This window comes from Streptomyces sp. R41 (assembly GCF_041053055.1).
GTDB lineage: Bacteria > Actinomycetota > Actinomycetes > Streptomycetales > Streptomycetaceae > Streptomyces.
The window spans coordinates 1,448,611-1,475,070 of the sequence record NZ_CP163443.1; the positions used below are offsets into that span (position 1 = coordinate 1,448,611).

Below are 26,460 nucleotides of genomic sequence, written 5' to 3' on the forward strand. Positions count from 1 at the left end.
CACGGCTCGCGGACGCCCCAACGTCGGGCGGGGGCCCACACGCGGGCGTCACCCACCGCCTCCGTGAGGTCACGGTCAGCACCGCGCGCATGCGGCACGCGCCTTCATCACCAGCGGCAGCTGGGTTCACTGCGCCGTACCGGCGCCGACGCCGACCTTGCCGGAGGAGGGAAGTCACCGGCAGGGTCGGCCCCGCGTCGGTTCCGGCTCACTTCTCGTTGAAGATGATCTCTTCTGGCTGGCGGGTCATCTTCACGGTGTGGCCGTTGATGACCTCGACCACGTGCTGCAGACCGGTGATGAGCTTCGAGGGGTCGGACTGGATGCGAAACTCGTCCGCGGCGCCACCGAGGAAGGCGGGGAAGCAGGTCACCGACGAGTCTGCGGGGTTGAGTTCCAGGTAGTCCTTCAGCCGGCGGAACAGTTTGGGGAGGATGACCGCCCCGTCGTCGGCCGTGAGGGAGGACATACCGGTGATCTTGGCCCCCTTCATGGTCACGTCGGCGTCATCGGCCCACACCCCGGTCTTGGCCGCCCTCGCCGCCTGGGCGGCGGCGCTGAGGACGTCGCGCAGATAGACGGGCAGGCCCGCGTAGAAGGTCGGGTAGGCCAGACCGAGCGAGAGCAGGTGGAAGTTCGCAGTCCTCCTCAGCAGATCGTCGCTGACGCCGATCTCGTAGCCGCTGTACGCCGGTGCGGTGCGGCGGCCGACGAAGGCCACGCAACGGCCGAAGGTGTCGGTGCCGCGGGTGAGGATGAAGCCGGGCACGCTGGCGGGGGTGGTGGTGACGGTCTCGTCGTCGTGGCGCTCGACGCTGGTGAAACCGAGCCACTTCAGCAGTTCGTCCGCGGCCCGGTGCGCGAGCTTCAGCGGCTGGTGCTGCACGGATGCGCCCTGGCCGTAGTGGGTCTCCAGCGCATCAACACCTTCCAGTCGGATGCTGGCGTGGCCGTCCGCTGCGGGCAGGATCTTTTCGCACCCGGGTACGAGTTTCCAGTCGGCCACGTCGTCCGGGATGAACGGGACGGTGTCACCGTCCGGCTTGGCCTTTTCCGACACCTTGAACGAGCCTCTGATCAGCAGCATCGACATGGCGACCCCTATGACAGTCATCACTGTGTGCGTTCGGCGATTACTTACAGTACACAGGCGGGTGTGGTGTCACGGCCATCCCGCGCCCGAGTCCCCGACAGGGCCGGCAGCGACAGCACTCGCCCCCTGCCTGCGGAGGCCGCCACCGGTGTCCGCCCAGCGATCCTGCGGGCCGCCGCCCATTTCGACCAGAGGAGCCGCGCGCAGAATTGACCACGCGGTCCCGCAAATTGACGAAGCGTCAACCAGCACGGGGTGCGGCACCCGCGGAAGGGTTCCGCCCCCGCTCGAAGATCCAACGCTGACCGTACAGACCCGAGCCCGCCCCACGGAACACCCCCCGCGTCGGTGGGGAGGACGGAGCGGCCGTCGTCCCGTGCATCGTCTTCCCACGTCCCGGCCACGTGCTGATCCAGTCCGGCAACGGCGCGGACCTGACCCCAGCTCTTGCTCGACTCTGTTCTGTTGCATACAGCCACTCATATGTGGACAAAGAAGCAGGTCATCAGATGCACTGCCCAAACGGAGGCAACAACAGGACGGCGGGCCCGTTTTTGATGGTGTCCCGCCGAGTGGTGGCCCGTGCGCCCGAGGTATGGGGCCTGGAGACGCCCGTGCGCCCGAGGCATGCGGCCTGGAGAGGCATGGGGCGGAGACCCGCTCCGCCGGGGCGTGGGGTGGAGACACGTCTGCGCGTCCGATGCCGTGGACGCGCAGACGCGGTGCGGCACGGCGCGGGCCGGCGCTCAGATGTGCCGCACGGGAGAGGCCGGGTACCCGTCTTCGTGCCGGGTACCTGCGCCTCGGCGATGTTTCCTCGTGCGACCGGGTCAGGCGTTGCCCCGAAGTGGTCCCTCGGTCCCTCCATGCTCCCGGGCGCCCTTCCTCCTGCTCTTGCGCTCTGCGGCGGCTCTCCGAGGCCGGAGGCCGGGTCGGCGGCCGGCGGGCCGGAGTGGGCGAAGCCGCCGCAGAAGTTTCTCTCCGTCGTCCACCCCTCAGCGTCGCGCCGCGAGGCCGGGCCGGGCACGGGCCGACCGGCCCTGCCGAGGGCCCGGTCGGCCCGCGACGGGCTCCAGCGCGCACGACGGGACACCCCCTCAGCTAGTCATTCGTCCCCACAGGGGCCCGACCCGCTCCCACTCCTCGTCCCACCGCTCCATACGCCGCCGTTCCAGCCGGCCACGGAGGAGCCGTCCTCCGACGAAGGGCACGCCCGCGGCGCTCACGCCGACCAGGACGCCGACCAGGGAGGCCCGCAGCCGGGCCTGGGAGGCGGTGGCGGGCCTGGTGACGAGGCGGCCGTCGGGGTCGGTCCACACGGTTACCGCGGTGCCCGCGGTGGTGCCGGCGAACACCCTCGCCTGGCCCGCGTGCGGCGACCCGTCCGCCGCGGTCCAGCGCACCTTCGCCCACACGAGGTCACCGCCGGTTTCCGTGGCGCTCCCGTCCGGCGCGTCCTCGGTGAGCAGGGCCGGGACGGAGCGCCACTCGGCGCGCTGCTGGGCGAGACCGTGTTCCACGGTCTGCGTGGCCGCCAGCCCGGCGAACACGCCGCCGAGCACGGTGAGCGCCCAGGCGACGAGCACGATCCAGGCCTCCAGGGCATCACTGCGTCGCCGCAGCGGGTTGCGCCGCCACCGCCACAGCCACACCTTCGGACCACGGAATGCCGCCATCAATGGCATCCTCCTCACAACCGCGCCGACCCGCCACATCTCCCTCCCATACGCGCTCGGCCCACCCGATGCTCACGCGGTGCCCCGCGACTCCCGCGCCCCGGCTGCCCCGGCGCCCCGCGGCCGAGTCCGCTGACTCCTTGCGAGAAGCCCGGCCGGGGCCCCGACACCACCGCCCTGACCTGCGTGAACGCCGCGCGCAGGGGTGACTGTCAGTGGCTGGGTGCAGACTGGCCCGTGTCTGAGACAACGACGTCGCGGAGGTGGTCGGCATGGCCGACGTACTGCTCACCGTAGGCACTCGCAAGGGGCTCTTCATCGGTCGACGGCGCGGCGGCGCCTGGCAGTTCGACGAGAGTCCGTACTTCAACGCGCAGGCCGTGTACTCGGTCGCGATCGACACCCGGGGCGAGAGGCCGCGGCTGCTGGCCGGAGGGGACAGCGCGCACTGGGGCCCGTCCGTCTTCCACTCCGACGACCTGGGCCGGACGTGGACCGAACCGGCCAAGGCCGCCGTCAAGTTCCCCAAGGACACCGGCGCTTCGCTGGAGCGCGTGTGGCAGTTGCACCCGGCGGCCGCCGAACCGGACGTGGTGTACGCGGGCACGGAGCCGGCCGCGCTGTACCGCTCGGAGGACCGGGGCGAGTCCTTCGAGCTCGTCCGCCCGCTGTGGGAGCACCCCACCCGCTCACAGTGGGTGCCGGGCGGCGGCGGAGAGGGGCTGCACACCATCCTCACCGACCAGCGCGACCCGCGAGCCGTGACGGTCGCCGTCTCCACGGCCGGGGTGTTCCGCACCGACGACGGCGGCGCGAGCTGGGCTCCCTCCAACTCCGGTGTCTCCGCGGTGTTCCTGCCGGATCCGAACCCGGAGTTCGGCCAGTGCGTGCACAAGGTCGCGCGGGACGCGGCGAATCCGGACCGGCTGTATCTGCAGAACCACTGGGGGGTGTACCGCAGCGACGACGCGGGCGGGCAGTGGACCGACATCGGCGAGGGGCTGCCGTCCACCTTCGGGTTCGCGGTCGCCGCGCATCCGCACCGCGGCGACACGGCGTACGTCTTCCCGATCAACGCCGACGCGGACCGGGTCCCGGCCGAACGGCGATGTCGCGTCTTCCGCACGGCGGACGCGGGCAAGAGCTGGGAGCCGCTCAGCGCCGGGCTGCCCGCCGAGGATCACTACGGCACGGTGCTGCGCGACGCGCTGTGGACGGACGGCGCGAACCCGGCGGGCGTGTACTTCGGCAACCGCAACGGCGAGGTGTACGCGTCGGCCGACGACGGCGACAGCTGGCAGCAGCTGGCCTCCCACCTGCCGGACGTGTTGTGCGTACGCGCCGCGGTCGTCGCCTGAGGCCCGGAAGACGCCGGCAGACGCCATGTGGACTCCACCAGACCATTCGGAGGCTCCAACGGAGCATGAAACAGCGCACCTTGTCCCGGGGGCCGGCCGGTTCGTCAACGGATCGGTCATCCTCGGTCGCCCCACGGCCACCGGGTTGATCTCCGACGCCTGTACGGCAGTAGGGTGACGCCCGTGGCACCACGACCGTTGCATGAAATCGTCGAACCGGGCTGGGCGAAAGCCCTGGAACCCGTGGCCGGACGGATCGCCGAGATGGGCGACTTCCTGCGCGCGGAGATCGCCGCGGGACGCACTTATCTCCCGGCGGGGGCGAATGTCCTGCGGGCCTTCCAGCAGCCCTTCGACGAGGTACGCGTCCTCATCGTCGGGCAGGATCCGTATCCGACGCCGGGACACGCGGTGGGGCTGTCGTTCTCGGTCGCGCCGGACGTCCGTCCGCTGCCCGGCAGCCTTATCAACATCTTCCGCGAGCTCAACACCGACCTGGGGCTGTCCCAGCCGTCCAACGGCGACCTCACGCCGTGGACCCAGCAGGGCGTGCTCCTGCTCAACAGGGCGCTCACCACGGCTCCGCGCAGCCCGGCGGCGCATCGCGGCAAGGGCTGGGAAGAGGTCACCGAGCAGGCGATCCGGGCGCTGGCCGCGCGAGGGCGTCCGCTGGTGTCGATCCTGTGGGGCCGCGACGCCCGCAATCTGCGTCCCCTCCTCGGCGACCTGCCCTCGGTGGAGTCCGCGCATCCCTCGCCCATGTCGGCGGACCGCGGCTTCTTCGGCTCCCGCCCCTTCAGCCGCGCCAACGACCTGCTGGCCAGGCAGGGAGCCGAGCCGGTGGACTGGCGCCTGCCGTGACCTCCGGCGGTGCGCTGCCCGGTGTGCTGGCCGTGGACTCGGGAGGGTCGGGGCTGCGCGCGGTGCTCGCCGTGCGGGGGGAGGCCTTCGGTGCCCCCCTGGCCTCGAAGGAACCGGTCCGCACGGGTCCGCGCGGCATCGACGCCGGGCATCTGCTGGAGCAACTGCTGCCGATGGCCCGGCAGTTGATGGCCGAGGCAAGGGTCGACGGGCTCGGGGCCTTCGCCATCGGAGCCGCGGGCCTGGCCACGCTCGGCGACGAGCTGCGCGCCGAGCTTCCGTCGGCGCTGGAGCGTGAACTCGGCGTGCGGCGGCTCGCGTTGGCCGCCGACGCGGTGACCGCGTACACGGGTGCGCTCGGCCATCGGCCGGGCGCGGTGATCGCCGCGGGCACCGGCATGATCGCCATCGGCACCGATCTGACGAGCTGGCGCAGGGCCGACGGATGGGGCCATCTGCTCGGCGACTGCGGCGGCGGGGCATGGATCGGCCGCGCGGGTCTCGAGGCGGCCCTGCGGGCCTTCGACGGGCGCCGGGGCGGCTCGGCGGCGCTGCTGGTGCGCGCGGAGGAGATGTTCGGCCCGATATCGGAACTGCCGGGCACGTTGTACCCGCGCACCGACCGGCCCGCCGTCCTCGCCTCCTTCGCCCCCGAGGTGGCCGCCTGCGCCGGGAGCGATCCGGTGGCGGCGGACGTCCTGCGCGCGGCCGCCCGGCACATGGCCGAGTCCGCGGCCGCGGTCTGCCCGGTCGGCGGCGAGGCCCAAGTCGCCGCCACCGGGGGTCTGTTCAAGATGGGTGACGCCCTCCTCGTACCCCTGCGTGAGGAGCTGGCGCGGCACCTGCCGTACGCCCGGCAGGTGCCGGCCGCCGGTGACCCGTTGGACGGCGCCCTGCGCATCGCCGTCGACCTGGCGAAGGGCGAGCTCGTACTCCCTCGTGACCAGCGGATGTTGTACGTAGTGACTGAAAAGACGGATTGATCCGCCCTGTCGGACAAGTGCAGTTGACGCACGCCGCCGGACGGATGGTCCCTCCATACTGATCGTTTCTGATCCTTACGTAACTCATCAGACAAAAGCGGACGGATACCGCTCACCTGCACCCTCCCCGAACAGGGGAGCCCAAGAAGCCAGTAACATGCGGCGCCATGAGCTCCCCCACTGGGCCCGCGTCCGGCCTGCCAGTACGAATGCCGCGACCCCGCCAGCCCGGGCGGCACCGCCGTCCGGAACCCCTGGCGGCTCCCGAGGGCGCGCCCGCGCTCGTCCTCGCGGTGCCGGGCACCCCCAGCGCGGCCACGCGCAGCCTCGCCGAGGAGGTCGTGAGCATCGCGCGCTCCGAGCTCCCCGGCCTCGACGCCCGGATCGGGTACCTCGACGGGGACGACGCCGAGTTCCCCACGCTGCAGTCCGTGCTGACGCACGCCGCCGAGGAGCGGGTCGCGCGCTTCGAGCAGGCCCGCGCCGCCGGAGCGGACGTGTCCGAGCCCGACGGCCCCGTCGCCATCGTGGTGCCGCTGCTCGCCGGCCCGGACAACGCGCTGCTGCGCCGGGTCCGCCAGGCCGTCATGGACAGCCGTGTCGCGGCCGATCTGACCGATGTGCTCGGCCCGCACCCGCTGCTCGCCGAGGCGCTGCATGTGCGCCTGTCCGAGGCGGGTCTGGCCCGTGCCGACCGCGCCCGGCTGTTCACCGTGGCGACCGCCGCGGACGGCATCATCCTCGCCTCTGTGGGCGGCGAGGAGGCCGTGCAGGCGGCCGGGATCACCGGCATGCTGCTCGCCGCGCGGCTCGCCGTGCCGGTGATGGCGGCGGCGCTCGACGAGGAGGGCGCGATCGCGGCCACCGCCGAGCAGCTGCGCGGCTCGGGCTCCCAGCAGCTCGCGCTCGCGCCGTACCTGATCGGTCCGGAGCTCGACGCGGGGCTGCTCGACGCGGCCGCCAAGGAGGCGGGCTGCTCCGCCGCCGAGGCGCTCGGACCGTACCCGGCGATCGGCAAGCTCGCGCTGGCCAAGTACACGACGGCGCTGGGCATCGCCCCGCAGCAGCCTCAGGGCGCGCCGGTCCGCTAGCCGCCCGGCGCACCAGTACCAGGACGTCGACGGGGCCCGCTCCTCCGAGAGGAGCGGGCCCCGTCGGCGTACGACGCCGGCCGAGGTCAGCCGAAGACCACGCAGGACGCGGCCGGAGCCTCGACCGAGCCGCCCCGTCGTGGCATGCCCGTGTCCGGATCGACCACGAACCAGGTCACGTCGCCGGACCGCTCGTTCGCGGCGTACAGGTAACGGCCCGACGGGTCGAGGGCCAGCGCGCGCGGCCAGGTGCCGCCGCAGGGCACCGTGGCGATCAGCCGCAGCCCCTCGCCGACCGCGTCGGGCGTGAGCACGGAGACGACGTCCTGGCCCCGTGTGGCGGTCCATACGAAGCGGCCGTCGGGCGACACGACGATGCCCGAGGGGTACGCGTCGCCTTTCGGGACGCCCGACAGCACCGGTGTCTCGCCGACCGGACGCAGCCCGCCCTCGGCGGCGTCCCAGCGGCAGACCGTGACGGTGGGCGCGAGTTCGTTGAGGACGTACGCGTGTTCGCCGCGCGGATGGAAGGCGAGGTGGCGGGGCCCGGAGCCGGGGCGCAGCGCGATCTCCCGGTGCAGCGCGAGCGTTCCGCCGTCCAGCGCGCACACGCGTACGGAGTCCGTGCCGAGGTCGACGCTGACCGCCCAGCGGCCGCTCGGGTCGGGCTGGACCTGGTGGGCGTGCGGCCCCTGCTGGCGTGGGGTGTGCGGGCCCGAGCCGGTGTGCTGGAGCACGCTGGAGGCGGCACCCGCGAGCCCGCCGCCGGGGCGGACGGGCACGGCGGTGACGCTGCCGGAGCCGTAGTTGGCGGTCAGGACGTGTCCGGCGAAGACGCTGAGGTGCGTGGGGCCGCTGCCGCCTACCGGCACGGGCGCCCCGGTCAGTTCCGGCTTGTCGCCGCGCACACGGTACGCGGCCACCGCGCCGTCGGCCGTCTCGCTGACCGCGTAGAGCATGTCCCGCTCGGGCGACAGGGCGAGGTACGCGGGGTCGGGAACGCCGTCCACCGCGCTCAGGACGGTCAGCGCGCCGCTGCCCGGGTCCACGGCCGCGGTGAGGACACCGAGGCCTCCCGCCGCCGTGAACGAGCCGATGAACGCCCGTTGTTGCCGCCTGCCGCCGTCTGCCACTGCTGTCCCCTCTCGGTCCCGCGCCGTTCGGGGCGACGGTAGCAGTCGAAGATCGGCGGTCTAGACCAAGACGGCTGTCCGGGGACGGTGTCCTGGAGCGGTGTCCGACCGACCCTAGAGCAGGGCCGCGCCCCGCGCCCGTTCGAGTGCCTCCGGGTGGTGAACATACGCGGGGCGCCGCTCCACGGCCTCGTACGTGCGGTGGAAGACGGGGGTGGCGCTGCCGGAGATGGGCGGCACGATCCACGACCAGTCCGCGCCGACCCGGCGGCCCTTGCGCTCCTCGCGGCCGAGGTGGGCGAGGAAGCGCCGGGACTCGGTGTGGTGGTCGGTGACCGTGACGCCCGCGCGGTCGAAGGAGTGCAGGACGGAGCGGTTGAGTTCGACGAGCGCGCGGTCCTTCCACAGGGAGCGGTCGGTGCGGGTGTCGAGGCCGAGGTGGTCGGCGATGTAGGGCAGGAGGTCGTAGCGATCGGTGTCGGCGAGGTTGCGGGCGCCGATCTCCGTGCCCATGTACCAGCCGTTGAAGGGGGCCGCCGGGTAGCAGACGCCGCCGATCTCCAGGCACATGTTGGCGAGCGCCGGGACCGCGTGCCAGCGCAGTCCGAGCGCGCGCCACCAGGTGTACTCGGGGTGCGCGAGCTGCACTTCGAGCACCGCGTCGTCCGGCAGCGCGAACCAGCGGGGCTTGTCGTCGGCGCCCTGGATCACCAGCGGCAGTACGTCGAAGGGGGTGCCCGGGCCGCCGGGCCAGCCGAGCCGCTGGGCGAGCGCGGTGAGGCCCGCGTTGCGCGGGTCGCCGGTCACGCCGCCGTCCGGGCGGGCGTAGCCCGCGTACCGGACGAGCTGTTCGTTCCAGATCCTGGGACCGGGGCGGTCCGGCGCGTCGGGCGCGAAGACCGTGATCAGCGCCCGGATCCGGCCGTCGCGGGTCGCCTCCCGCAGATGGTCCGCCGACGCCTGCGCGACGTCCTCCGGGTCCCGCACGTCCCTGCGGTCCCGCACGCACAAGGAGTGCCAGTACAGCCGCCCTATGCACCGGTTGGCGTTGCGCCACGCGACGCGCGCGCCGAAGACGAGTTCCTCCGTGGTGTGCCGATACGTCCCCGTGTCCGCGATCTCCGCGCGCACGGCGGCGATCCGGCGGGCCGGGTCGCCGAGGCGCTCCTCGGTGTGCTGGAGGGTGAGGAACTCGGTGGCGGCGTGGAGGAGTTCGTGCGGGGCGGGTGCGCGGCCGGAGCGGTGCGCGCCGTGAGCCGCGGGGGTGCCGCCGCCGATCAGCTGTCCCCTGAGGCCCGGAGTCCGGGTCACGGCGTCGGCGCCGACCTGCGCGTACGGTGCCCTGGGGGACGTACCGTCCCGCCCGCGGCCGGCCGGAACCCGGTCCAGCCAGCCGCCCGGTCCTTCGCCCCCGAAGGCCGGGCACCCCGCGTCCGCGTCGTCGGCCCAGCGCTCTGCGCGTCCGGTTCTGCGAGGGAAGTCCCGCATGGTGCCACCCCCAAGCGAATCGGCCCGCGGGCCGCTCCCGCACGGCCCGCGGGTTCCGTGCGTCTGATAGCCGCGGGGTTACCCGGCAGGTGCGGTGATCCACCCTCTAGGTGGCCGGTAAAAGCGCCTCATTCCGGCACCTGGTGTCCAGGCGCCGACGTCAGACGCTCGGCGCGGAAGCGTCAGGCGCTCATCAGCCGTGAGCCGCGCAGGGGCGTGGCCAGCGCGACGAGCGCGCGCTCCAGGCCGTGGAGGTGGGCGAGCGCCTGCTCGGCGCCGGGGTGGTGGCCCTGGGCGGCCTGATGGGCCGTGAGGGCGCGTTCCGGCACGGCGCCGACCAGGGTCTCCACCGCCGTCTCGACGCGTCGGCATGCGGCGGTGAGGCGGGCGTCGTGCGAGGCGTCCGGGTCGGCGGCGACGGCCGCGAGACCGCGTGCCTCGCGGGCGCAGTCGTCGAGCAGGGCGAGGACCTGGCGGGCCCTGGCCTTGCGCGCCCGCATCGGGTTGAGCGGATGCACCAGGGGCGCGAGCGCCATGCGTACGCGCCCCAGAAGTGCTTCGAGCTCCGCCGCGCGCGGCGCGGGGTCGGCCCGGTCGTCGCCGGCGAGCCTCCTGGCCGCCGCCGCGGTGCAGCCGTGCACCGCGTGCAGCGCCCGCCCGACCCACCGGTCGGTGACCGCGTGTGTGGTGATGGGCAGGATCAGCGCGACGGCGAGCGCGGCGCCGAGCGCGCCGACGCCGGTCTCGGCGAGCCGGAGGCCGAGCAGCCCGGGGTGCAGCACGCCGAGCAGCCCGTACAGCAGGCCCGCCATCACGGTGACGAAGAACATCATCCAGCTGTACGAGGGCGCGGCCGTGTAGAAGATCCCGAAGACGCAGACCGCGACGAGCGCGGCGGTGGGTGCCGGGGCACCGTGCAGCGGTACGGCGATCAGCAGGCCGGCCACGATGCCGGTGACCGTGCCGACGACGCGCCGGAAGCCGCGGATGAGTGTCTCTCCGCGCGAGGCGGTGTTCACGAAGATCCACCAGGCGGTGCCGACGGCCCAGTACCAGCGGTCGTGCGAGAGCAACTGGCCCGCGGAGAGGGCGAAGGCGCAGGCGGCCGTGGCCTGGAACGCCTGGCGGGTCGCGGGGCGCGCGAGCCCGCGTCCGTCGAGCGGCGCCGGCGCCGGCGCGGCGGGCAGCGGGGTGCGCCGCTCGATGCACCACGCGCCGAAGCGCACCACCGAGGACGCCGCCAGCGACAGAGCGAGGGCCGCGTACAGCTGCGGGAGCTGGCCGGGGACGGCGTGCAGGAACTGCGTGGTGAAGAACATCATGAACGCGAAGATGCCGAGCGCATGCCCGCGCGGACCCCAGCGGCGGGCGTACACCCCGCAGAAGATCACCGCGAGCCAGGTCCCGTCGCGCAGCGGCGGCATCCCGTGCAGGGCGGTCGCGAGCGCGAGGACCGGAAGGCCCACCACGGGCAGCAGGGCGGTGGTGAGGGCCTGGCCGCGCACGGTCGGGTCGCCGACCGTGAACAGCGCGAGGAGCGCCGCGAGCCCGCCCGTGATGGACGCGGGAAGTGAGAGCCCGGCCAGCTCGGACAAAGTCACCGCGAGGCCTATGCCGAGGACCGCCCGCAGCGAGACCCGCAGCCGGAACAGTCCCGGATCCGGAGCCATGAACATCTTCTTCACCGTCGGCGGCCCGCCCCCATTTCGCTCTTGAACTTCGTGGTCCGAGGACCTCGACACATGCGTATGGCGCCGCGGGTCCGGTACGGCGTCCTTGCCGTCCGGCGCTGCGCAGCGCCATCAATACAGACAAGGTAAGCGGGAGACGGGAAATGGCTCAACAGGCTCGGTCATGGCTGAGCCATTGGTACAGTCAGAGGTGATCCCCTCACGCGGCAGGGAGGCCAACGGACCATGGCCGTGGACAAGCTCGACACCCGCATCCTTCGGCTGCTGCTGGAGCAGCCGCGCACCAGCGTGCGCGAGTACGCCCGCATTCTCGGCGTCGCCCGCGGCACCCTCCAGGCCCGCCTCGACCGGCTGGAGCGGGACGGCGTGATCACCGGGAGCGGCCCGTCCCTGTCCCCCGCGGCCCTCGGCCACCCCGTCCTCGCCTTTGTGCACATCGAGGTCACACAGGGCCATCTCGACGACGTGGGCGACGCGCTCGCCGCCGTACCGGAGATCATCGAGGCGTTCTCGATCACCGGCGGCGGCGATCTGATCACCCGGGTCGTGGCACGCGACAACGCGCACCTGGAGGACGTGATCCAGGCACTGATCAGTCTGCCGGGCGTCGTTCGCACCCGCTCCGAGGTGGCCCTGCGCGAGCGCGTCCCGCACCGGGTGCTGCCGCTGGTGGAGTCGATCGGGCGGGCCTCGAAGAGCTGACCGGCGACGCGCGGCCGGCCATGGCCCCTTGGCATCCTTGACCCCATGAGCACTCTCGGCGCCACTTCGGTCATCTTCGATCTCGACGGAACGCTCGTGGACAGCGAGCCGAACTACTTCGAAGCGGGGCGGCAGACACTCGCCGGGCAGGGCATCACGGACTTCACCTGGGCCGACCACGAGCAGTACGTCGGCATCAGCACCCAGGAGACGCTCGCGCTCTGGAGGGAGCGCTACGGCCTGACGGCCCCGCTCGACAGCCTGCTCGCCGACACGAACCGCCGCTATCTGGAGCTGGCCCGCGCCTGCACGCAGGTGTATCCGGAGATGCGGAAGTTCGTGGAACGGCTGGCCGCCGAGGGCGTCCCGATGGCCGTGGCCTCGGGTTCCTCGCCCGAGGCCATCGAGGCGATCCTGGCGGGCACGGGTCTCGCCTCCCATCTGACGACCGTCGTCTCGGCCGACGAGGTCACGCGGGGCAAGCCCGCCCCCGATGTCTTCCTCGAAGCGGCGCGCCGCCTGGGCGCCACCCCGGCGGACTGCGTGGTCCTGGAGGACGCCGCGCCGGGCGCCGCCGCCGCGCACACGGCCGGGATGCGCTGCATCGCGATCCCGTACGTCGCCGCGCAGGCCGACGACCCCATATTCGCGACGGCCGGGCTGCTGCTGCGCGGCGGCCAGGCCGAATTCACCGCGCAGTCCGCCTACGACTGGCTCGCGAGCTCGGCTCGGGCATCCTGAACTTCCACAACGTCCAGGGAAGAGGGGCTCATGGGTGCTGCCGCCGTACTCGTCGCCAATCGCGGGGAGATCGCCGTACGCGTGCTGCGCGCCGCCTCCGAGCTCGGGCTGCGCACGGTGGCCGTGTACGCGGACGGGGACGACTCGCATGCCCAACGGGCCGACGAGGCCGTGCCGTTGAAGGACTACCTCGACGCGGACGCGCTCGTGACCGCCGCACGGAACACCGGCTGCGCGTTCCTGCACCCCGGGTACGGGTTTCTGAGCGAGGACGCCGCCTTCGCTCGGCGCTGCGCCGCGGCCGGGATCACCTTCGTGGGGCCCTCCCCCGAAGTCCTGGACCTGTTCGGCGACAAGGCACGCGCGCGTGCGTTCGCCGTGGAGCTCGAGGTGCCCGTCCTGCCGGGGACGGACGGTGCCACCACGCTCGACGACGCACGGGAGTTCCTGGCGGGCGGCCCGGTGATGATCAAGGCGGTCGGCGGGGGCGGCGGACGCGGTGTGCGGGTGGTGCGTTCCGACCGGGAGCTGGCCGAGGCGTGGGAACGGTGCCGCTCGGAGGCCCGACAGGAATTTGGACGCGGCGAGTTGTACGTCGAGCGGCTGATGGAGGGTGCCCGGCACATCGAGGTGCAGATCGTCGGCGACGCGACAGGCGCCGTCACGCACCTCTGGGAGCGGGACTGCAGCGCCCAGCGGCGCCACCAGAAGCTGATCGAGATCGCCCCGGCTCCCGAACTGGCCGATTCCACAAGGGAAAAGCTGCTGTCCGCCGCCCTGCGGATGGCCCGCGCCACGCGCTACGCGGGGCTCGGCACCTTCGAATTCCTCGTCCAGGAACAGGGCGAGGATTTCCACTTCATCGAGGCCAATCCGCGGCTCCAGGTGGAGCACACGGTCACCGAGGAGGTGACGGGCGTCGACCTGGTCGCCGTACAACTGCGGCTGGCCGCGGGCGAGACGCTGGAGGCGCTGGGGCTCGCCGGACCCCCGCAGGCGCCCCGTGGGTTCGCCGTCCAGACCCGGGTCAACGCCGAGGTCACGTCCGCCGACGGGACAGTGCGGCCGTCGGCCGGGCGCCTCACGCGATTCGACGTGCCGACGGGGCCAGGCATGCGCGTCGACACGGCGATGCGTGCCGGGACCCAAGTGGACGTCCGCTTCGACTCGTTGCTCGCCAAGGTCATCGCCCATGTACCGCACGACTTCGCCGCCGCGTGCGAACGTGCCCGTCGCGCGCTCGGCGAATTCGAGATCGAGGGCGTACGCACCGGAATTTCCTTGCTGCGCTCTGTTCTTGACCGACCTGGGTTCTGGCGGCACACCGGCTTCGTCGAGGAGCACTTGGCGGAGTTGCTGCCTGAAGACGACCAGCCCGTGTTGGTCGAGGGGACGGTGTCCGCGCCGATGAGCGGCACGGTCGTCTCCATCGCGGTCGCGCCCGGTGAACCGGTGGGCGCCGGGGAGCAGTTGCTGGTCCTGGAGGCCATGAAGATGGAGCACGTCATACGTGCTCCGGTCTCCGGTGTCGTACGCGCCCTGCACACACGCGTCGGCGACACGGTGGGCGAAGGTCGTCCTCTGCTGGCGCTGGACGAGAGAAGCGGCACGACCACCGAGGCGCGCACCGACGAGACGCCGGACCTGGACGCCGTGCGCCCCGATCTGGCCGAGGCCGTGCGCCGTCATGCCGTCGGCCTGGACGAGAGCCGCCCCGAGGCCGTCGCGAAGCGCCACGCCATCGGACGTCGCACCGCCCGCGAGAACATCCAGGACCTGTGCGACGAGGGAACCTTCGCCGAGTTCGGCGCCCTGGCGATCGCCGCCCAGCGACAGCGGCGCACGCTGGACGACTTGATCCGTTCGACTCCGGCGGACGGCATGGTCACCGGCACCGGGCGCGTGGGCGGCGCGCCGTGCGTGGCGATGTCGTACGACTACACGGTGCTCGCGGGTACGCAGGGGCTGCAGAACCACCGCAAGACCGACCGGATGCTGGCGCTGGCGGAGGAACGGCGGCTGCCGGTCGTGCTGTTCGCCGAGGGCGGCGGCGGTCGCCCGGGAGACACGGACACCACCTCCATCGCCGGACTGGACGTGACCACCTTCCAGCGGATGGGACGGCTCAGCGGCCTCGTACCTCTGGTCGGCATCGCCTCCGGCCGCTGCTTCGCGGGCAACGCGGCGCTGCTCGGCTGCTGCGACGTCGTCATCGCGACTCCGGACGCCTCGATCGGCATGGGCGGCCCCGCGATGATCGAGGGCGGTGGCCTGGGCGTGTACCGCCCCGAGGAGGTCGGTCCGCTGTCGGTCCAAGTACCCAACGGGGTCGTGGACTTGGCGGTGCCCGACGAGGCGGAGGCGGTCCGGGTCGCGCGCCAGTACCTGTCGTACTTCCAAGGCACACAGGCCACTTGGGAGGCCCCGGACCAGCGGCTGCTCCGGCATGTCGTCCCGGAGAACCGGCGTCGTGCGTACGACATGCGCACCGCCGTCGAGACGCTGGCGGACAGCGGATCGGTGCTGGAGCTCCGACAGGTCTTCGGAACCGGGGTGTTGACCTGCCTCGTCCGCATCGAGGGCCGCCCGCTGGGGCTTGTCGCCAGCAACCCCGCCCACCTGGGTGGCGCCGTCGACCGCGACGCCGCGGACAAGACCGCCCGCTTCCTACAGCTCTGCGACGCCTTCGGACTCCCGGTCGTCTCGCTCTGCGACACTCCGGGTTTCATGGTGGGGCCGGACGCCGAACGCACCGCCACGGTACGGCACTTCGCCCGCCTCTTCGTGACCGGCGCGAACCTCCGCGTGCCTCTCGTCGGCCTCGTCCTGCGCAAGGCGTACGGCCTCGGCGCCATGGCCATGCTGGGCGGCTCCACCCGCGCCCCCTTGGCCACCGCCGCCTGGCCGAGTGGCGAGTTCGGCGGCATGGGCCTGGAGGGCGCGGTCCGCCTCGGCTACCGCAAGGAGCTGGCGGCGATCACCGATCCCGAGGAGCGCGAGCGGGCCTTCGAGGCGCGAGTGGCCGAGCTGTACGAACACGGGAAGGCGGTCAACGCGGCGTCGGCGCTGGAGATCGACGCGGTGATCGATCCGGCGGAGTCGCGCGCGTGGATTCTGGCGGCGCTGGACGGAGGCCCGGACCTCCCTGAGGAGCGCGGGCGCTCATTCATCGACACGTGGTGAGGCGCCGGCGAGCACGCCGCCCAGGCTCACGACACCCTCGCTCACGCCCGCTGCTCAGGCCCCGTCGCTCACGCCCCACGTTCACGGCACCCTCGCTCACGCCCCACGTTCACGGCACCCTCGCTCACGCCCCGTCGCTCACGCGCGCTGCTCAGGCCCCCTCGCTCACGACACCCGGAGCACGATCTTCCCGAGCCGGTGACCCTCCTCCAGCGCCGTGTACGCCTGGGCGGTCTCGGCCAGCGGCATCACGCGCTCGACCCGCGGTACCAGCTTGCCGTCGTCGACCAGTCGGGTCAGCTCGTCGAGGCCGGCCCGGTCGGGCTCGACGACGAAGAACACCCCGCCCACCTTCGAGGGGTCCGGCGGAGCGACGATGCTCACCAGCGCACCACCCGGGCGCAGCACCTGCCAGGAGCGGTCCTGGGTGTCGCCGCCGACGGTGTCGAAGACCAGGTCCATGTCCTTGACGTGCTCCTCGAAGCGTTCGGTGCGGTAGTCGACGACCTGCTCGGCACCCAGCTCGCGTACGAAGTCCGCGGCCTCGGCGGAGGCCGTCGCGATCACGGAGGCGCCCAGCGCGGCCGCCAGCTGCACGGCGACGGAACCGACACCGCCCGAGCCGCCGTGCACCAGCACGCGGGAGCCGGGGCGCAGCCCGCCGTGCCCGACCAGACCTTGCCAGGCCGTCAGCCCAGCCAGCGGCAGGGCCGCCGTACGGTCGTGGTCGAGCCGCCGCGGCTTGGCGGCCAGCACGGCCGCGGGGACGGCGACGTACTCGGCGGCCGCTCCGTCCCTGGTGAACGGGATCAGCCCGTACAGCTCGTCGCCAACCTCCCAGTCGGTCACCCCAGGTCCCAGCCGGGCGACGATCCCGGAGACCTCCTTGGAGGGGATGATCGGCGTGCGCGGACTGCCGCTGCCGTCGAAGCTGTCGGTCCAGGTCGCGTCCCAGCCCAGCTCACCCAACGTGATCGACGCCGAGCGCACGGCGAGCAGCACTTCCCCCGCGTCCGCCTCGGGACGCGGTGCGACCTCGTACGTCAGCTGCTCCGGCCCGCCGCGACGGTGACCGCGTACCGCATGCATGGTGCTCATATCGACCTCCAGCTCCGAGTCCTCAGCCGTACCTCCAGACTGCGGTGCGCAGCGTCATTCGGCATGCGTCATCCGACTGCGGCCGCCGACACCGTCACCCGGTCGTGGTGGATCGGCGTCCGCGAGCCGGTCAGCGGCATGCCCGATCCGCCCCGCCGGGCCGCGACGATCTCCGCCGCGATCGACAGGGCGGTCTCCTCGGGGGTACGGGCGCCGAGGTCGAGGCCGATGGGTGAGCGCAGGCGGGCCAGCTCTCGCTCCGTGACCCCCACTTCGCGCAGTCGGCGGTTGCGGTCCTCGTGCGTGCGACGGGAGCCCATCGCGCCGACGAAGGCGACCGGCAGGCGCAGCGCCGTCTCCAGGAGGGGCACGTCGAACTTGGCGTCGTGGGTGAGCACGCACAGGACGGTGCGGTGGTCGGTCTCGGTGCGCCGGAGGTAGCGGTCCGGCCAGTCGATCACGATGTCGTCGGCCTCGGGGAAGCGGACGCGCGTGGCGAAGACGGCACGGGCGTCGCACACGGTCACGTGGTAGCCGAGGAACTTGCCCGCCCGTACCAGCGCCGCCGCGAAGTCCACGGCACCGAAGACGATCATCCTGGGCGGCGGCACGCTCGACTCGACGAACAGCGTCACGCCGCCCGGGCAGCCCGATCCGTCCTCGGCGATCTCGACGGTGCCGGTGCGCCCCGCGTCCAGCATCGCGCGGGCCCCCGATGCGGCGCTCCGGCCCAGCTCCGAGCGATCGACGAGACCGCCGTCGTACGAGGCGCCGAGGCCCCCTTCGTACGACGTGTACGACCCGTCGGCGTGAACCAGCAGCGCCCTGCCCAGCAGTTCGCCCGGCCCCCGGGCCACCCGGGCGAGAGCCACCGTCTCACCCCGGGCAGCGGCGGCCAGCCATGCCGTGAACACGGGCGTGTCCGTACGCACGGAAGTGGCCGTCCGCACCGGTGTGACCAGCACCTCGATGACCCCGCCGCAGGTCAGGCCCACCGCGAAGGCATCCTCGTCGCTGTAGCCGAACCGTTCGATGACCGTCGCGCCGTCTTGGAGGGCCTGGACGCACAGGTCGTACACCGCTCCTTCTACGCAGCCGCCGGAGACCGAGCCGATGGCCGTTCCGTGGCTGTCGACGGCGAGGGCGGCGCCGGGACCGCGCGGTGCGCTGCCGCCGACGGCCACAACGGTGGCGACGGCGAAGTCCCGGCCCTCCCCGACCCACCGGTTCAGCTCGTCGGCGATGTCAAGCACCCCGGGCTCCCTCGGCCGCCCGCAGGACGCGATCGGGCCGGATCGGCAGGTTCCGGTGGCGTACGCCGGTCGCGTGCCAGACCGCGTTGGCGATCGCCGCCGCGGCCCCGACGACTCCGATCTCGCCGATGCCCTTGATCCCGACCGGGTCGTCGGGGTCCGGGTCGTCCACCCAGTCCGCCTCGATGGCCGGTACGTCGGCGTGCGCGGCGAAGTGGTAGCCCGCGAGGTCGGCGCCGACATGGCCGCCGGAGGCCTGGTCTCTGACCGCCTCCTCGTGCAGGGCCATGGACAGGCCCCACGTCATGGCGCCGATGAACTGGCCGCGCGCGGTGAGCGGGTTGACGATCCGGCCCGCCGCGAAGATGCCGAGCATGCGCCGCACGCGCACCTCCCCGGTGGTGACGTCCACGGCGACCTCGGCGAACTGCGCCCCGAAGGTGTGCCGTTCCTTCTGCGCCAGCGCGCCGATGGCCGCGGAGGTGTCCGACCGCGCTGTGATCCCCTCGGGCGGAATGGCCCCGCCGGGGACCAGGCGCTCCCGCAGTTCGCGCGCCGCGGCGATGATCGCCCAGGCCCAGGAGCGGGTTCCCATCGAGCCGCCGGCGATGATCGCCGGCCCGAAGTCGCTGTCCGCGATCCGCATCCGGATGCGCCCGGGTTCCACGTCCAGCGCGTCGGCGGCGACCTGGGTCAGCGCCGTCCTCGCGCCGGTCCCGATGTCCATCGCGGTGACCCGTACGGTGAAGGTGCCGTCCGCCTCCGCCGTCACGGCCGCCGTGGAGGGAGCGGACAGCGTGGGGAACGCGGCCGCGGCCACGCCGGTACCGAGCAGCCGGCGCCCGTCGCGGCGGATCCCGGGACGCGGATCGCGGTCCGCCCAGCCGAACCTGCGGGCGCCCTCCTCGAAGCAGGCGCGGAGATTGCGGCTGCTGAACGGCAGCCCGGACAGGGGGCCCACGGTCGGTTCGTTGCGCAGGCGCAGCTCGATCGGATCGATGCCGGACTTCTCGGCGAGTTCGTCGAACGCCGACTCCAGCGCGAACGAGCCCGGCGCCTCGCCCGGGGCGCGCATCCAGGTCGGGGTCGGCACATCGAGCCGTACGGCACGGGTGACCGTGTGGTGCGCGTCCGCGTCGTACACCGGACGCCCGAAATCGGCGCTGCGCTCGATGAATTCGAACACGGTCGAGGTCAGGCACTCCGCCTGGTGGTCCAGCGCACGCAGCCGCCCGTCGGCGTCGGCGCCGAGCCTGACACGCTGCGCGGTGGGACTTCGGTAGCCGACGAGCGAGAACATCTGACGGCGGGTCAGTACGACCCTGACCGGGCGGTGCAGGACGGTCGCCGCCATCACCGCGAGTACCGAGTGCGGGCGGGTCCCCTTGGATCCGAAGGCGCCGCCCACGTGTTCGGACCGCACTCGCACCGAGTCCGGATCGAGCGAGAACAGCTTCGCGAGCTCGTCCGCCACGAACTTGCTGCCCTGGTTGGAGTCGATGACGTCGAGCCGGCCGCCGTCCCAGCGCGCCGTCGCCGCGTGCGGCTCCATCGGGCTGTGGTGCTCTTCCGGCGTGGTGTACTCGGCGTCCACGACCACGGCGGACGCCGCGAGTTCGGCCTCCAGGTCGCCCTTCCGCGCTTCCGAGCCCTCCGGTGTGTACATCCCCGGGCGCCCCGCGAAGAACGCGACGTCGTGCGGCTCCTCGTCGTACTCGACCACGAGCGCCTCGGCCGCTTCCCTGGCCTGCTCGGGTGTTTCGGCGACGACCAGCGCCACCGGCCAGCCGACGTACGGGATCCGGTCGTGCTGGAAGAGCTGAAGAGCCGGGTCGGGCTGTCCGAGCGGGTTCGTATAGTTCGGCTCCAGCCGCGGTGCGTTCCCGTGGTGCAGGACGGTCAGAACGCCGGGCATGCCCAGCACGGGGGCGTCCTGCACCGAGCGGACGCGGCCGCGGGCCACGGTGGACAACACCAGCCAGCCGTGGGCGAGTTCGGGGTGCGGGACCTCCCCGGCGTAGCGGGCAGCTCCGGTGACCTTGGCGAGGCCCTCCACACGGGTGTGTGCGGTGCCGACAGCCTTCGCCGCCGCGGAGGTTCCGGTGGACGTGGTCATCGGGCGGCCTCCTCGGCGAGTTCGGTCAGCACGGCCACGACGAGGTTGCGCATCAGCGGCACCTTGTATCGGTTGTGGGGCAGGGGTCGGGCGGCCGCCAGTTCGGCGTCCGCGGCGGTGGCGAACGCCTCGGCGCTCACCGGACCACCGGTCAGCGCCCGCTCGGCTTCCCTGGCCCGCCACGGCCGGGACGCCACCGCCCCGAAGGCGAGCCGCACTTCGCGTACGACGCCGTCCTGGACGTCGAGAGCGGCGGCGATAGAGCCGATGGCGAAGGCGTACGAGGCTCGCTCGCGCACCTTCCGGTACCGCGAGTGTGCGGCGACCGGTGCCGGCGGCAGCGTGACGCCGGTGATCAGCGCGCCGGGCGGCAGCGCGGTCTCCAGGTGCGGGGTGTCGCCTACGGGCAGATAGAAGTCGGCGAGCGGCAACTCGCCCGGCCCGTCCACCGTTTCGTACGAGACGACGGCGTCGAAGGCGGTGAGGGCGACCGCCATGTCCGAGGGGTGGGTGGCCACACAGTGCTCGGAGGCTCCGAGGACGGCGTGGTTGTGGTGCTCGCCCTCGATGGCGGGACAACCGCTGCCGGGGGAACGCTTGTTGCAGGGTTTCGCCAGGTCGGTGAAGTAGCCGCAGCGGGTGCGCTGGAGCAGATTCCCGCCGACCGTTGCCATGTTGCGCAGCTGACCGGAGGCTCCGGCCAGGACGGCCTGCGCCAAGGCCGGGTAGTGGCGGCGTACTTCGGGATGGGCGGCGAGATCGCTGTTGGTGACGGTCGCTCCGATACGCAGACCACTGTCCGCAGTGAACTCGATCCGGTCGAGGGGCAGTTCGCGTACGTCGACGAGCCGGGTCGGCCTCTCCACGCCGGCCTTCATCAGATCGACGAGGTTGGTGCCCCCGCCGAGGAAGCGCGCGTCGGGGTCGTCGCCGAGCAGCGCGAGCGCGCCGGAGACGTCGAGGACGCGTTCGTAGCCGAATTCCCTCATGCCGCCGCCTCCTTGGTGTCTTCCCCGGCCTCGGCGACCTGAGCCTCTGCCGCTCGCGCCACCGCCTGGACGATCGACACATACGCGCCACAGCGGCACAGGTTGCCGCTCATCCGCTCGCGAATCTCCTCGGCGGTGAGCGGAGGCACTCCCGCTTCGGGCCGGACATCGGCGGTCACGGCGCTCGGCCAGCCCGCCGCATGCTCCTCGATCACCCCGAGGGCCGAACAGATCTGGCCAGGCGTGCAGTAACCGCACTGGTACCCGTCGAGATCGAGGAACGCCTGCTGCACCGGATGCAGCCGCTCACCGTCCGCCACACCTTCGATGGTGGTGATCGCGCGTCCCTCGGCGGCGACCGCGAGCTGCAGACAGGACACCGTCCTGCGGCCGTCGAGCAGCACCGTACAGGCGCCGCATTGTCCCTGGTCACAGCCCTTCTTGGTACCGGTCAGATCGAGCTGCTCGCGCAGGGCGTCGAGCAGGGTGGTGCGGTGGTCGACGGGCAGCGTGTACTTCTCACCATTGATGTTCAAAGTGATGGCGCTGTACGTGGATGAGGGGGCTGGGGCCATGATCAGCCTTCTTTCGCGGCGCGGTGCGCGTCGAAGTCGAAGTCGAAGGGAAGTTCGTCGCGGCTTCAAAACCTGCCCGGTGCGCGAGAATGCCGGTCGGCGATCGGTTCCGGCCATGCACACGGAGCGGGACAGCCACTAGAGTGAGCTCTAAACGGACAACTGTCCGCTACCAATGAACCTAACGGACAGCTGTCCGCTTAGCAAGAGCGGCCTGGCCGTGATTCAGGAAGGAGGACGAGTGGACTCGGAGAAGGACGCGCCGCTGCGCTCGGACGCGCAGCGGAATCGCGAGCGCATCCTCGAAGTAGCCCTGGTGGAGCTGACGAACTCGGCGGACGCCCCGCTCAGCGCGATCGCGAAGAAGGCGGGCGTCGGGCAGGGCACGTTCTACCGCAACTTCCCCAACCGCGAGGCCCTCGTCCTGGAGGTCTACCGCCACGAGGTGCAGCAGGTCGCGGACACCGCGGCCCAGCTGCTCAAGACCCGCACACCGGACCGGGCGCTACGGGAGTGGATGGACCGGCTCGCCCAGTACGGCATGGCCAAGGCCGGCCTGGCCGACGCATTGCGCTCGCCCACCGTGACGCGCGGCACCCTGACCCAACTGGGACACGGCTCGGTGCGCTCGGCCGTCACGCTCCTCCTCGAGGCGAACGAGGAGGCCGGCACCATCCGCCCGGGAGTGACCCTGGACGACTTCATGCTCGCCATCGCCGGGCTCTGGCAGCTCGACCCGCACGCCGACTGGCAGCCGCGCGCCGCACGGCTTCTGGACATCGTGATGGACGGACTGCGCGCGGGGGCCCCCGCGTCGGGCGGGACGGAGGCACAGCGGTCGGGCGAGGGGGGCGCGCCCGCGTCTGGCCGTCCGCACAAGAGTGCCGCCCGAGAAGGCTGAGCCGGCCCCTTTCGAGGAAGGCCTCCGCGACCTCGAGGAAGCCTCAGCGAGTCGAGGGAAGCCTCAGCGACGCACCAGCCGGGCGTGCGCGACGGCGGGCGAGCCGACCAGCTCGGCGACCCGGTAGCCGTCGATCCCGTCCCCCAGGTTGTCCAACAGGCGCTCACCGCTGCCGAGGAGTTCCGGGACGATGGCCAGGTGCAGCTCGTCGATCAGCCCGGCGCGCAGATACTGCTGGACGGTGGCCGGCCCTCCGCCGATGCGCACGTCCTTGCCCGCCGCCGCCTCGAACGCCCGCCGCAGCACCGTCTCGATGGGCTCGTCGGTGAAGTGGAACGTGGTCCCGCCCTCCATCGGCAGCGACGGCCGCGGGTGGTGCGTGTGCACGAACACGTCGTTGTGGTACGGCGGGTTGTCGCCCCACCAGCCCTTCCACGACTCGTCCTGCCACGGCCCGCGCTGCGGCCCGAACATATTGCGGCCCATGATCGTGGCGCCGATGTTCTCCTCGCTCCGCTCGACGAATTCGACGTCGATCCCGCTCTTGCCGTCGGCGCGGTCCCGCATCGCGGCGAACATCCACTCGTGCATGCCCTCGAAGCCCTCGCCGAGGGGGTGCTCCAGACGCTGATGGGGGCCGGCGGCGAAGCCGTCCAGCGAGATCGTGAGGTTGTGTACGCGCAGCTTGGGCATGGCCGGGCTCCTGGGGTTCGTCGTTTCCCGCTCTCACCCATGCGTCGAACAGGACGCACCTGGATCGACAGCTTCTCCCGGAAATCTCGAGATCCCACCTGACCGGGCCAGGCCGCGGCTCCCACGGATCGGCGGCTCCTTGGGATCAGGAGTAGAAGTTGCGCTGCCACCGGTGCTTGGCCAGCACGGCGAGCTGGTCGGCGGTGAGCGGCCGTCCGTCACTCAGGGCCGTGTTGCGCTCCACGTTGCCAACGGTGCGCATGCCGGGGATGACGGTGGAGACCGCCGGCGAACTCAGGACGAACCGCAGCGCGGTCTCGGCGATCTCGTCGTGGGCGATGCCGAGGTCGGCGACGATAGCGGCCACCCGCCGCTCGACCTGTGCCGGGCGGTCACCGCGGAAGTAACGGTTGCGGAAGTCGCCCTCCGGGAACGTCGTACCGGCGGTGATCCGTCCGGTGAGGCCCCCCTCGTCCAGCGCCACCCGCACGATGACACCGACGCCGTTCTCCACACAGGCGGGCAGCAGCGCGTCCGCCGGGGCCTGGTCGAAGACGTTGTAGATGACCTGCACACAGTCGACGGCGCCGCTGCGGACGAGTGCGAGGGCGTTGTCCGGCTGGTGATCGTTGATGGACACACCGAAGAGCCGGATCTTCCCCTCCTGCTTCAGCTGCGCGATCGTCTCCAGCCAGTCGCCCCGGCCGACCCAGTCGTCGCTCCAGACGTGGAACTGCAGGACGTCGAAGTGGTCGAGGCCGCCGGCGCGCAGACTGGTGTCCAGGCTGTCGCGGATGTGCTCGCCGGGAAACGCCTCGGCCGGGTCCAGCCCGTCGGGCGCCGGCCACCTACGGTTCTTCGGCGGCACTTTGGTCGCGACGAGCACCTCGTTGCCGGCCCTCTCACGCACGACCCGGCCGACGATCCGCTCACTTTCGCCGTAGCCGCGTGCGGTGTCGATGAAGTTCACGCCACGATCGATGGCGCGGTGCAGGGCACGTACGGATTCGTCCTCCGAGGCGCCGACCCAGGCGGATTCACCGATCCCCCACGCCCCGTAACCGATCTCGGACACCGACACCCCACTGCGTCCCAGCTCTCGGTAGCGCACCCTCACCCTCCGCTTCGTCACGCCCGCGTCCCGGCCACTGGAGCCGAGGCGTCCGCCGGAAATCATGTTGACCATAGGCGAGTTGGGCGGTCGGGGTCAGGTGGGTTTTCGAGTGCCCGCCGAGTTCATCCGCAGGTGGATCAATGGCTGACAGCCCCCCTCAGCCATTGATCCACCCCTCCCTCTCGGGAGGAACTGTCAGGCCTACGCGCCGCTGGCGTCGAGCATGTCCTCGCGCTCGACGATCTTCACGCGCTCGCGGCCCTGCGGCTCGCCAAGGGCCTTCTCCGCGGCGTCCAGCCGGTGCCAGCCCTCCCACGTGGTGAAACGGACGTTGCGCTCGCCGAGGAACGCGTCCACGGCCTCGGGGGCGGGCGAAGCGGGGGTGTGCAGACGGCCGTTCGCGTGGTCGTCCAGCAGACTGGCGACCGTCTCGTTGGCATCGCCCTTGGTGTGGCCGATGAGGCCCACGGGGCCGCGCCGGATCCAGCCGGTGACGTACGTCGACTGCAGGTGCTCGCCGTTCTCCTCGATCACCCGGCCACCCTGGTCGGGGACGGTGCCCGACTCGACGTCCCAGGGCAGCTTGGGCAGTTCGTCGGACAGGTAACCCACGGCGCGGTAGACCGCGGTGACGTCCCAGTCCTTGAACTCACCGGTGCCCTTGACGTTGCCCGTGCCGTCGAGGGCGGTGCGCTCGGTGCGCAGGCCGACGACCTTGCCGTCCTCGCCGAGGATCTCGGACGGCGACTCGAAGAAGTGCAGGAACAGCTTGTGCGGGCGGTCGCCGACATCGCGGATGGCCCAGTTCTCCAGGGTCTTGGCGACCATGTCGGCCTGCTTGTTGCCCCGCCGGGTCGCGATCGAGCCGTCGTCGTAGTCGATGTCCTCGGGGTCGACGATGACCTCGATGTTCGGGGAGTGGTCGAGCTCCCGCAGCTCCATCGGGCTGAACTTCGCCTGCGCCGGGCCTCGGCGGCCGAAGACATGGACCTCCAGGGCCTTGTTGGCCTTCAGGCCGTCGTGGACGTTCGGCGGGATCTCGGTCGACAGCAGTTCGTCCGCGGTCTTGGCGAGGATGCGCGCCACGTCGAGCGCGACATTGCCGACGCCGAGGACGGCGACCTTCTCCGCCTCGAGCGGCCAGGTCCGGGGCACGTCCGGGTGACCGTCGTACCAGGAGACGAAGTCGGCCGCCCCGTACGAGCCGTCGAGGTCGATGCCGGGTATGTCGAGTGCCCGGTCGGCCGTCGCACCTGTGGAGAAGATCACCGCGTCGTAGAAGGCGCGCAGATCGTCCAGGTTGATGTCCCCCGGGTAGTCGACATTGCCGAAGAGGCGGATCTGGGGCTTGTCGAGCACCTGGTGCAGGGCCGTGACGATGCCCTTGATGCGGGGGTGGTCGGGGGCGACGCCGTAGCGGATCAGGCCGAACGGAGCCGGCATCCTCTCGAAGAGGTCGATCGACACGCCTGGCTCGACAGCCGCCGCGGATTTCAGCAACGCGTCGGCGGCGTAGATCCCGGCGGGGCCGGCTCCGACAATGGCTACCCGCAGGGGGCGAGGCATGTTCTGGTTCCCTTCGAGCGGTGACAGGCGTACTCGCCGGGAAGCCTAAGCTAAGGCAAACCTAAGTCAGTAGTCGGGCTGGACCTATGACCTCATAAGGCCACCTTATGAGTCGGCTTCGACGGCACGGCGTTCCCGCGCAGACGCCTCGCCCG

At 72.0% G+C, this 26,460-nt stretch carries 21 protein-coding genes; 8 read left to right on the plus strand and 13 right to left on the minus strand.

Translation table 11 applies throughout. The annotated features are described in order from the left end of the window. Positions 1-208: 208 nt before the first annotated feature. Complete coding sequence (locus AB5J53_RS06895) at positions 209-1,114, minus strand: nuclease (protein WP_369244721.1); 906 nt, start codon at positions 1,112-1,114, stop codon at positions 209-211. 1,076 nt (positions 1,115-2,190) lie between these two features. Continuing rightward, positions 2,191-2,769: a hypothetical protein gene (locus AB5J53_RS06900; RefSeq protein ID WP_369244722.1), complete on the minus strand. Its 579-nt coding sequence runs from the start codon at positions 2,767-2,769 to the stop codon at positions 2,191-2,193. Positions 2,770-3,041: 272 nt separating this feature from the next. On the opposite strand from AB5J53_RS06900, the gene AB5J53_RS06905 reads away from it, so the two are divergent. The 4 genes from AB5J53_RS06905 to AB5J53_RS06920 all read left to right on the plus strand — a co-directional run bounded on the left by AB5J53_RS06905 (position 3,042) and on the right by AB5J53_RS06920 (position 7,062). Next, a complete protein-coding gene (locus tag AB5J53_RS06905; protein ID WP_369244723.1) occupies positions 3,042-4,127 on the plus strand; it encodes a WD40/YVTN/BNR-like repeat-containing protein in 1,086 nt (361 codons plus the stop codon). Between the two features lie 183 nt (positions 4,128-4,310). Then, positions 4,311-4,988: a uracil-DNA glycosylase gene (locus tag AB5J53_RS06910; protein ID WP_369244724.1), complete on the plus strand. Its 678-nt coding sequence runs from the start codon at positions 4,311-4,313 to the stop codon at positions 4,986-4,988. Beyond that, positions 4,985-5,971: an N-acetylglucosamine kinase gene (locus AB5J53_RS06915; RefSeq protein WP_369244725.1), complete on the plus strand. Its 987-nt coding sequence runs from the start codon at positions 4,985-4,987 to the stop codon at positions 5,969-5,971. The genes AB5J53_RS06910 and AB5J53_RS06915 overlap by 4 nt, the downstream gene beginning before the upstream one ends. A gap of 167 nt (positions 5,972-6,138) precedes the next feature. Next, a complete protein-coding gene (locus tag AB5J53_RS06920; protein WP_369244726.1) occupies positions 6,139-7,062 on the plus strand; it encodes a sirohydrochlorin chelatase in 924 nt (307 codons plus the stop codon). An 86-nt stretch (positions 7,063-7,148) separates the two neighbouring features. On the opposite strand, the gene AB5J53_RS06925 is transcribed toward AB5J53_RS06920, so the two are convergent. From AB5J53_RS06925 to AB5J53_RS06935, 3 genes are all read right to left on the minus strand, one after another. Then, positions 7,149-8,195: a lactonase family protein gene (locus tag AB5J53_RS06925; RefSeq protein ID WP_369244727.1), complete on the minus strand. Its 1,047-nt coding sequence runs from the start codon at positions 8,193-8,195 to the stop codon at positions 7,149-7,151. 114 nt (positions 8,196-8,309) lie between these two features. Beyond that, positions 8,310-9,683 (minus strand): nitric oxide synthase oxygenase, encoded by a 1,374-nt coding sequence (locus tag AB5J53_RS06930; protein ID WP_369244728.1) that lies wholly within the window; start codon positions 9,681-9,683, stop codon positions 8,310-8,312. A gap of 182 nt (positions 9,684-9,865) precedes the next feature. Further along, positions 9,866-11,359 (minus strand): FUSC family protein, encoded by a 1,494-nt coding sequence (locus tag AB5J53_RS06935; protein ID WP_369244729.1) that lies wholly within the window; start codon positions 11,357-11,359, stop codon positions 9,866-9,868. 240 nt (positions 11,360-11,599) lie between these two features. Between AB5J53_RS06935 and AB5J53_RS06940 the strand changes: the two genes are divergently transcribed. Genes AB5J53_RS06940 through AB5J53_RS06950 form a run of 3 tightly spaced genes read left to right on the plus strand, consistent with a single transcriptional unit; the run spans position 11,600 to position 16,000 of the window. Beyond that, on the plus strand, positions 11,600-12,076 hold the full coding sequence (locus AB5J53_RS06940) for an Lrp/AsnC family transcriptional regulator (RefSeq protein WP_369244730.1): 477 nt from the start codon (positions 11,600-11,602) through the stop codon (positions 12,074-12,076). Between the two features lie 45 nt (positions 12,077-12,121). After that, positions 12,122-12,817, plus strand: a complete 696-nt coding sequence (locus AB5J53_RS06945) for an HAD family hydrolase (RefSeq protein ID WP_369244731.1) — start codon at positions 12,122-12,124, stop codon at positions 12,815-12,817. Between the two features lie 30 nt (positions 12,818-12,847). Then, a complete protein-coding gene (locus AB5J53_RS06950) occupies positions 12,848-16,000 on the plus strand; it encodes a carboxyl transferase domain-containing protein (RefSeq protein ID WP_369244732.1) in 3,153 nt (1,050 codons plus the stop codon). Positions 16,001-16,165: 165 nt separating this feature from the next. On the opposite strand, the gene AB5J53_RS06955 is transcribed toward AB5J53_RS06950, so the two are convergent. The 5 genes from AB5J53_RS06955 to AB5J53_RS06975 all read right to left on the minus strand — a co-directional run bounded on the left by AB5J53_RS06955 (position 16,166) and on the right by AB5J53_RS06975 (position 22,031). Next, positions 16,166-17,098 (minus strand): NADP-dependent oxidoreductase, encoded by a 933-nt coding sequence (locus tag AB5J53_RS06955; RefSeq protein WP_369244733.1) that lies wholly within the window; start codon positions 17,096-17,098, stop codon positions 16,166-16,168. Between the two features lie 68 nt (positions 17,099-17,166). Beyond that, the gene (locus tag AB5J53_RS06960; protein WP_369244734.1) at positions 17,167-18,351 is read right to left on the minus strand and encodes an XdhC family protein; all 1,185 of its coding nucleotides are present in this window, start codon (positions 18,349-18,351) and stop codon (positions 17,167-17,169) included. Continuing rightward, on the minus strand, positions 18,344-20,467 hold the full coding sequence (locus AB5J53_RS06965) for a xanthine dehydrogenase family protein molybdopterin-binding subunit (protein ID WP_369244735.1): 2,124 nt from the start codon (positions 20,465-20,467) through the stop codon (positions 18,344-18,346). The genes AB5J53_RS06960 and AB5J53_RS06965 overlap by 8 nt, the downstream gene beginning before the upstream one ends. Further along, on the minus strand, positions 20,464-21,456 hold the full coding sequence (locus tag AB5J53_RS06970; protein WP_369244736.1) for a xanthine dehydrogenase family protein subunit M: 993 nt from the start codon (positions 21,454-21,456) through the stop codon (positions 20,464-20,466). Before AB5J53_RS06970 ends, AB5J53_RS06965 begins: the two co-directional genes overlap by 4 nt. Then, positions 21,453-22,031, minus strand: coding sequence for a (2Fe-2S)-binding protein (locus AB5J53_RS06975; RefSeq protein WP_369244737.1), 579 nt, complete (start codon positions 22,029-22,031; stop codon positions 21,453-21,455). Before AB5J53_RS06975 ends, AB5J53_RS06970 begins: the two co-directional genes overlap by 4 nt. Before the next feature lie 241 nt (positions 22,032-22,272). Between AB5J53_RS06975 and AB5J53_RS06980 the strand changes: the two genes are divergently transcribed. Beyond that, a complete protein-coding gene (locus tag AB5J53_RS06980; protein ID WP_369244738.1) occupies positions 22,273-22,932 on the plus strand; it encodes a TetR/AcrR family transcriptional regulator in 660 nt (219 codons plus the stop codon). Positions 22,933-22,995: 63 nt separating this feature from the next. On the opposite strand, the gene AB5J53_RS06985 is transcribed toward AB5J53_RS06980, so the two are convergent. From AB5J53_RS06985 to AB5J53_RS06995, 3 genes are all read right to left on the minus strand, one after another. Continuing rightward, positions 22,996-23,625, minus strand: coding sequence for a dihydrofolate reductase family protein (locus AB5J53_RS06985; RefSeq protein ID WP_369244739.1), 630 nt, complete (start codon positions 23,623-23,625; stop codon positions 22,996-22,998). Between the two features lie 145 nt (positions 23,626-23,770). Next, on the minus strand, positions 23,771-24,736 hold the full coding sequence (locus AB5J53_RS06990; protein WP_369252098.1) for an aldo/keto reductase: 966 nt from the start codon (positions 24,734-24,736) through the stop codon (positions 23,771-23,773). 204 nt (positions 24,737-24,940) lie between these two features. Beyond that, positions 24,941-26,305 (minus strand): FAD-dependent oxidoreductase, encoded by a 1,365-nt coding sequence (locus AB5J53_RS06995; protein WP_369244740.1) that lies wholly within the window; start codon positions 26,303-26,305, stop codon positions 24,941-24,943. Positions 26,306-26,460: the final 155 nt, after the last annotated feature.

Bases quoted from the DNA above. Each gene is read 5' to 3' on its own strand.
- AB5J53_RS06895 (WP_369244721.1), bottom strand. From the start codon at position 1,114: ATGACTGTCATAGGGGTCGCCATGTCGATGCTGCTGATCAGAGGCTCG.
- AB5J53_RS06900 (WP_369244722.1), bottom strand. From the start codon at position 2,769: ATGGCGGCATTCCGTGGTCCGAAGGTGTGGCTGTGGCGGTGGCGGCGC.
- AB5J53_RS06905 (WP_369244723.1), top strand. From the start codon at position 3,042: ATGGCCGACGTACTGCTCACCGTAGGCACTCGCAAGGGGCTCTTCATC.
- AB5J53_RS06920 (WP_369244726.1), top strand. From the start codon at position 6,139: ATGAGCTCCCCCACTGGGCCCGCGTCCGGCCTGCCAGTACGAATGCCG.
- AB5J53_RS06930 (WP_369244728.1), bottom strand. From the start codon at position 9,683: ATGCGGGACTTCCCTCGCAGAACCGGACGCGCAGAGCGCTGGGCCGAC.
- AB5J53_RS06935 (WP_369244729.1), bottom strand. From the start codon at position 11,359: ATGTTCATGGCTCCGGATCCGGGACTGTTCCGGCTGCGGGTCTCGCTG.
- AB5J53_RS06940 (WP_369244730.1), top strand. From the start codon at position 11,600: ATGGCCGTGGACAAGCTCGACACCCGCATCCTTCGGCTGCTGCTGGAG.
- AB5J53_RS06945 (WP_369244731.1), top strand. From the start codon at position 12,122: ATGAGCACTCTCGGCGCCACTTCGGTCATCTTCGATCTCGACGGAACG.
- AB5J53_RS06950 (WP_369244732.1), top strand. From the start codon at position 12,848: ATGGGTGCTGCCGCCGTACTCGTCGCCAATCGCGGGGAGATCGCCGTA.
- AB5J53_RS06955 (WP_369244733.1), bottom strand. From the start codon at position 17,098: ATGAGCACCATGCATGCGGTACGCGGTCACCGTCGCGGCGGGCCGGAG.
- AB5J53_RS06965 (WP_369244735.1), bottom strand. From the start codon at position 20,467: ATGACCACGTCCACCGGAACCTCCGCGGCGGCGAAGGCTGTCGGCACC.
- AB5J53_RS06970 (WP_369244736.1), bottom strand. From the start codon at position 21,456: ATGAGGGAATTCGGCTACGAACGCGTCCTCGACGTCTCCGGCGCGCTC.
- AB5J53_RS06975 (WP_369244737.1), bottom strand. From the start codon at position 22,031: ATGGCCCCAGCCCCCTCATCCACGTACAGCGCCATCACTTTGAACATC.
- AB5J53_RS06985 (WP_369244739.1), bottom strand. From the start codon at position 23,625: ATGCCCAAGCTGCGCGTACACAACCTCACGATCTCGCTGGACGGCTTC.
- AB5J53_RS06995 (WP_369244740.1), bottom strand. From the start codon at position 26,305: ATGCCTCGCCCCCTGCGGGTAGCCATTGTCGGAGCCGGCCCCGCCGGG.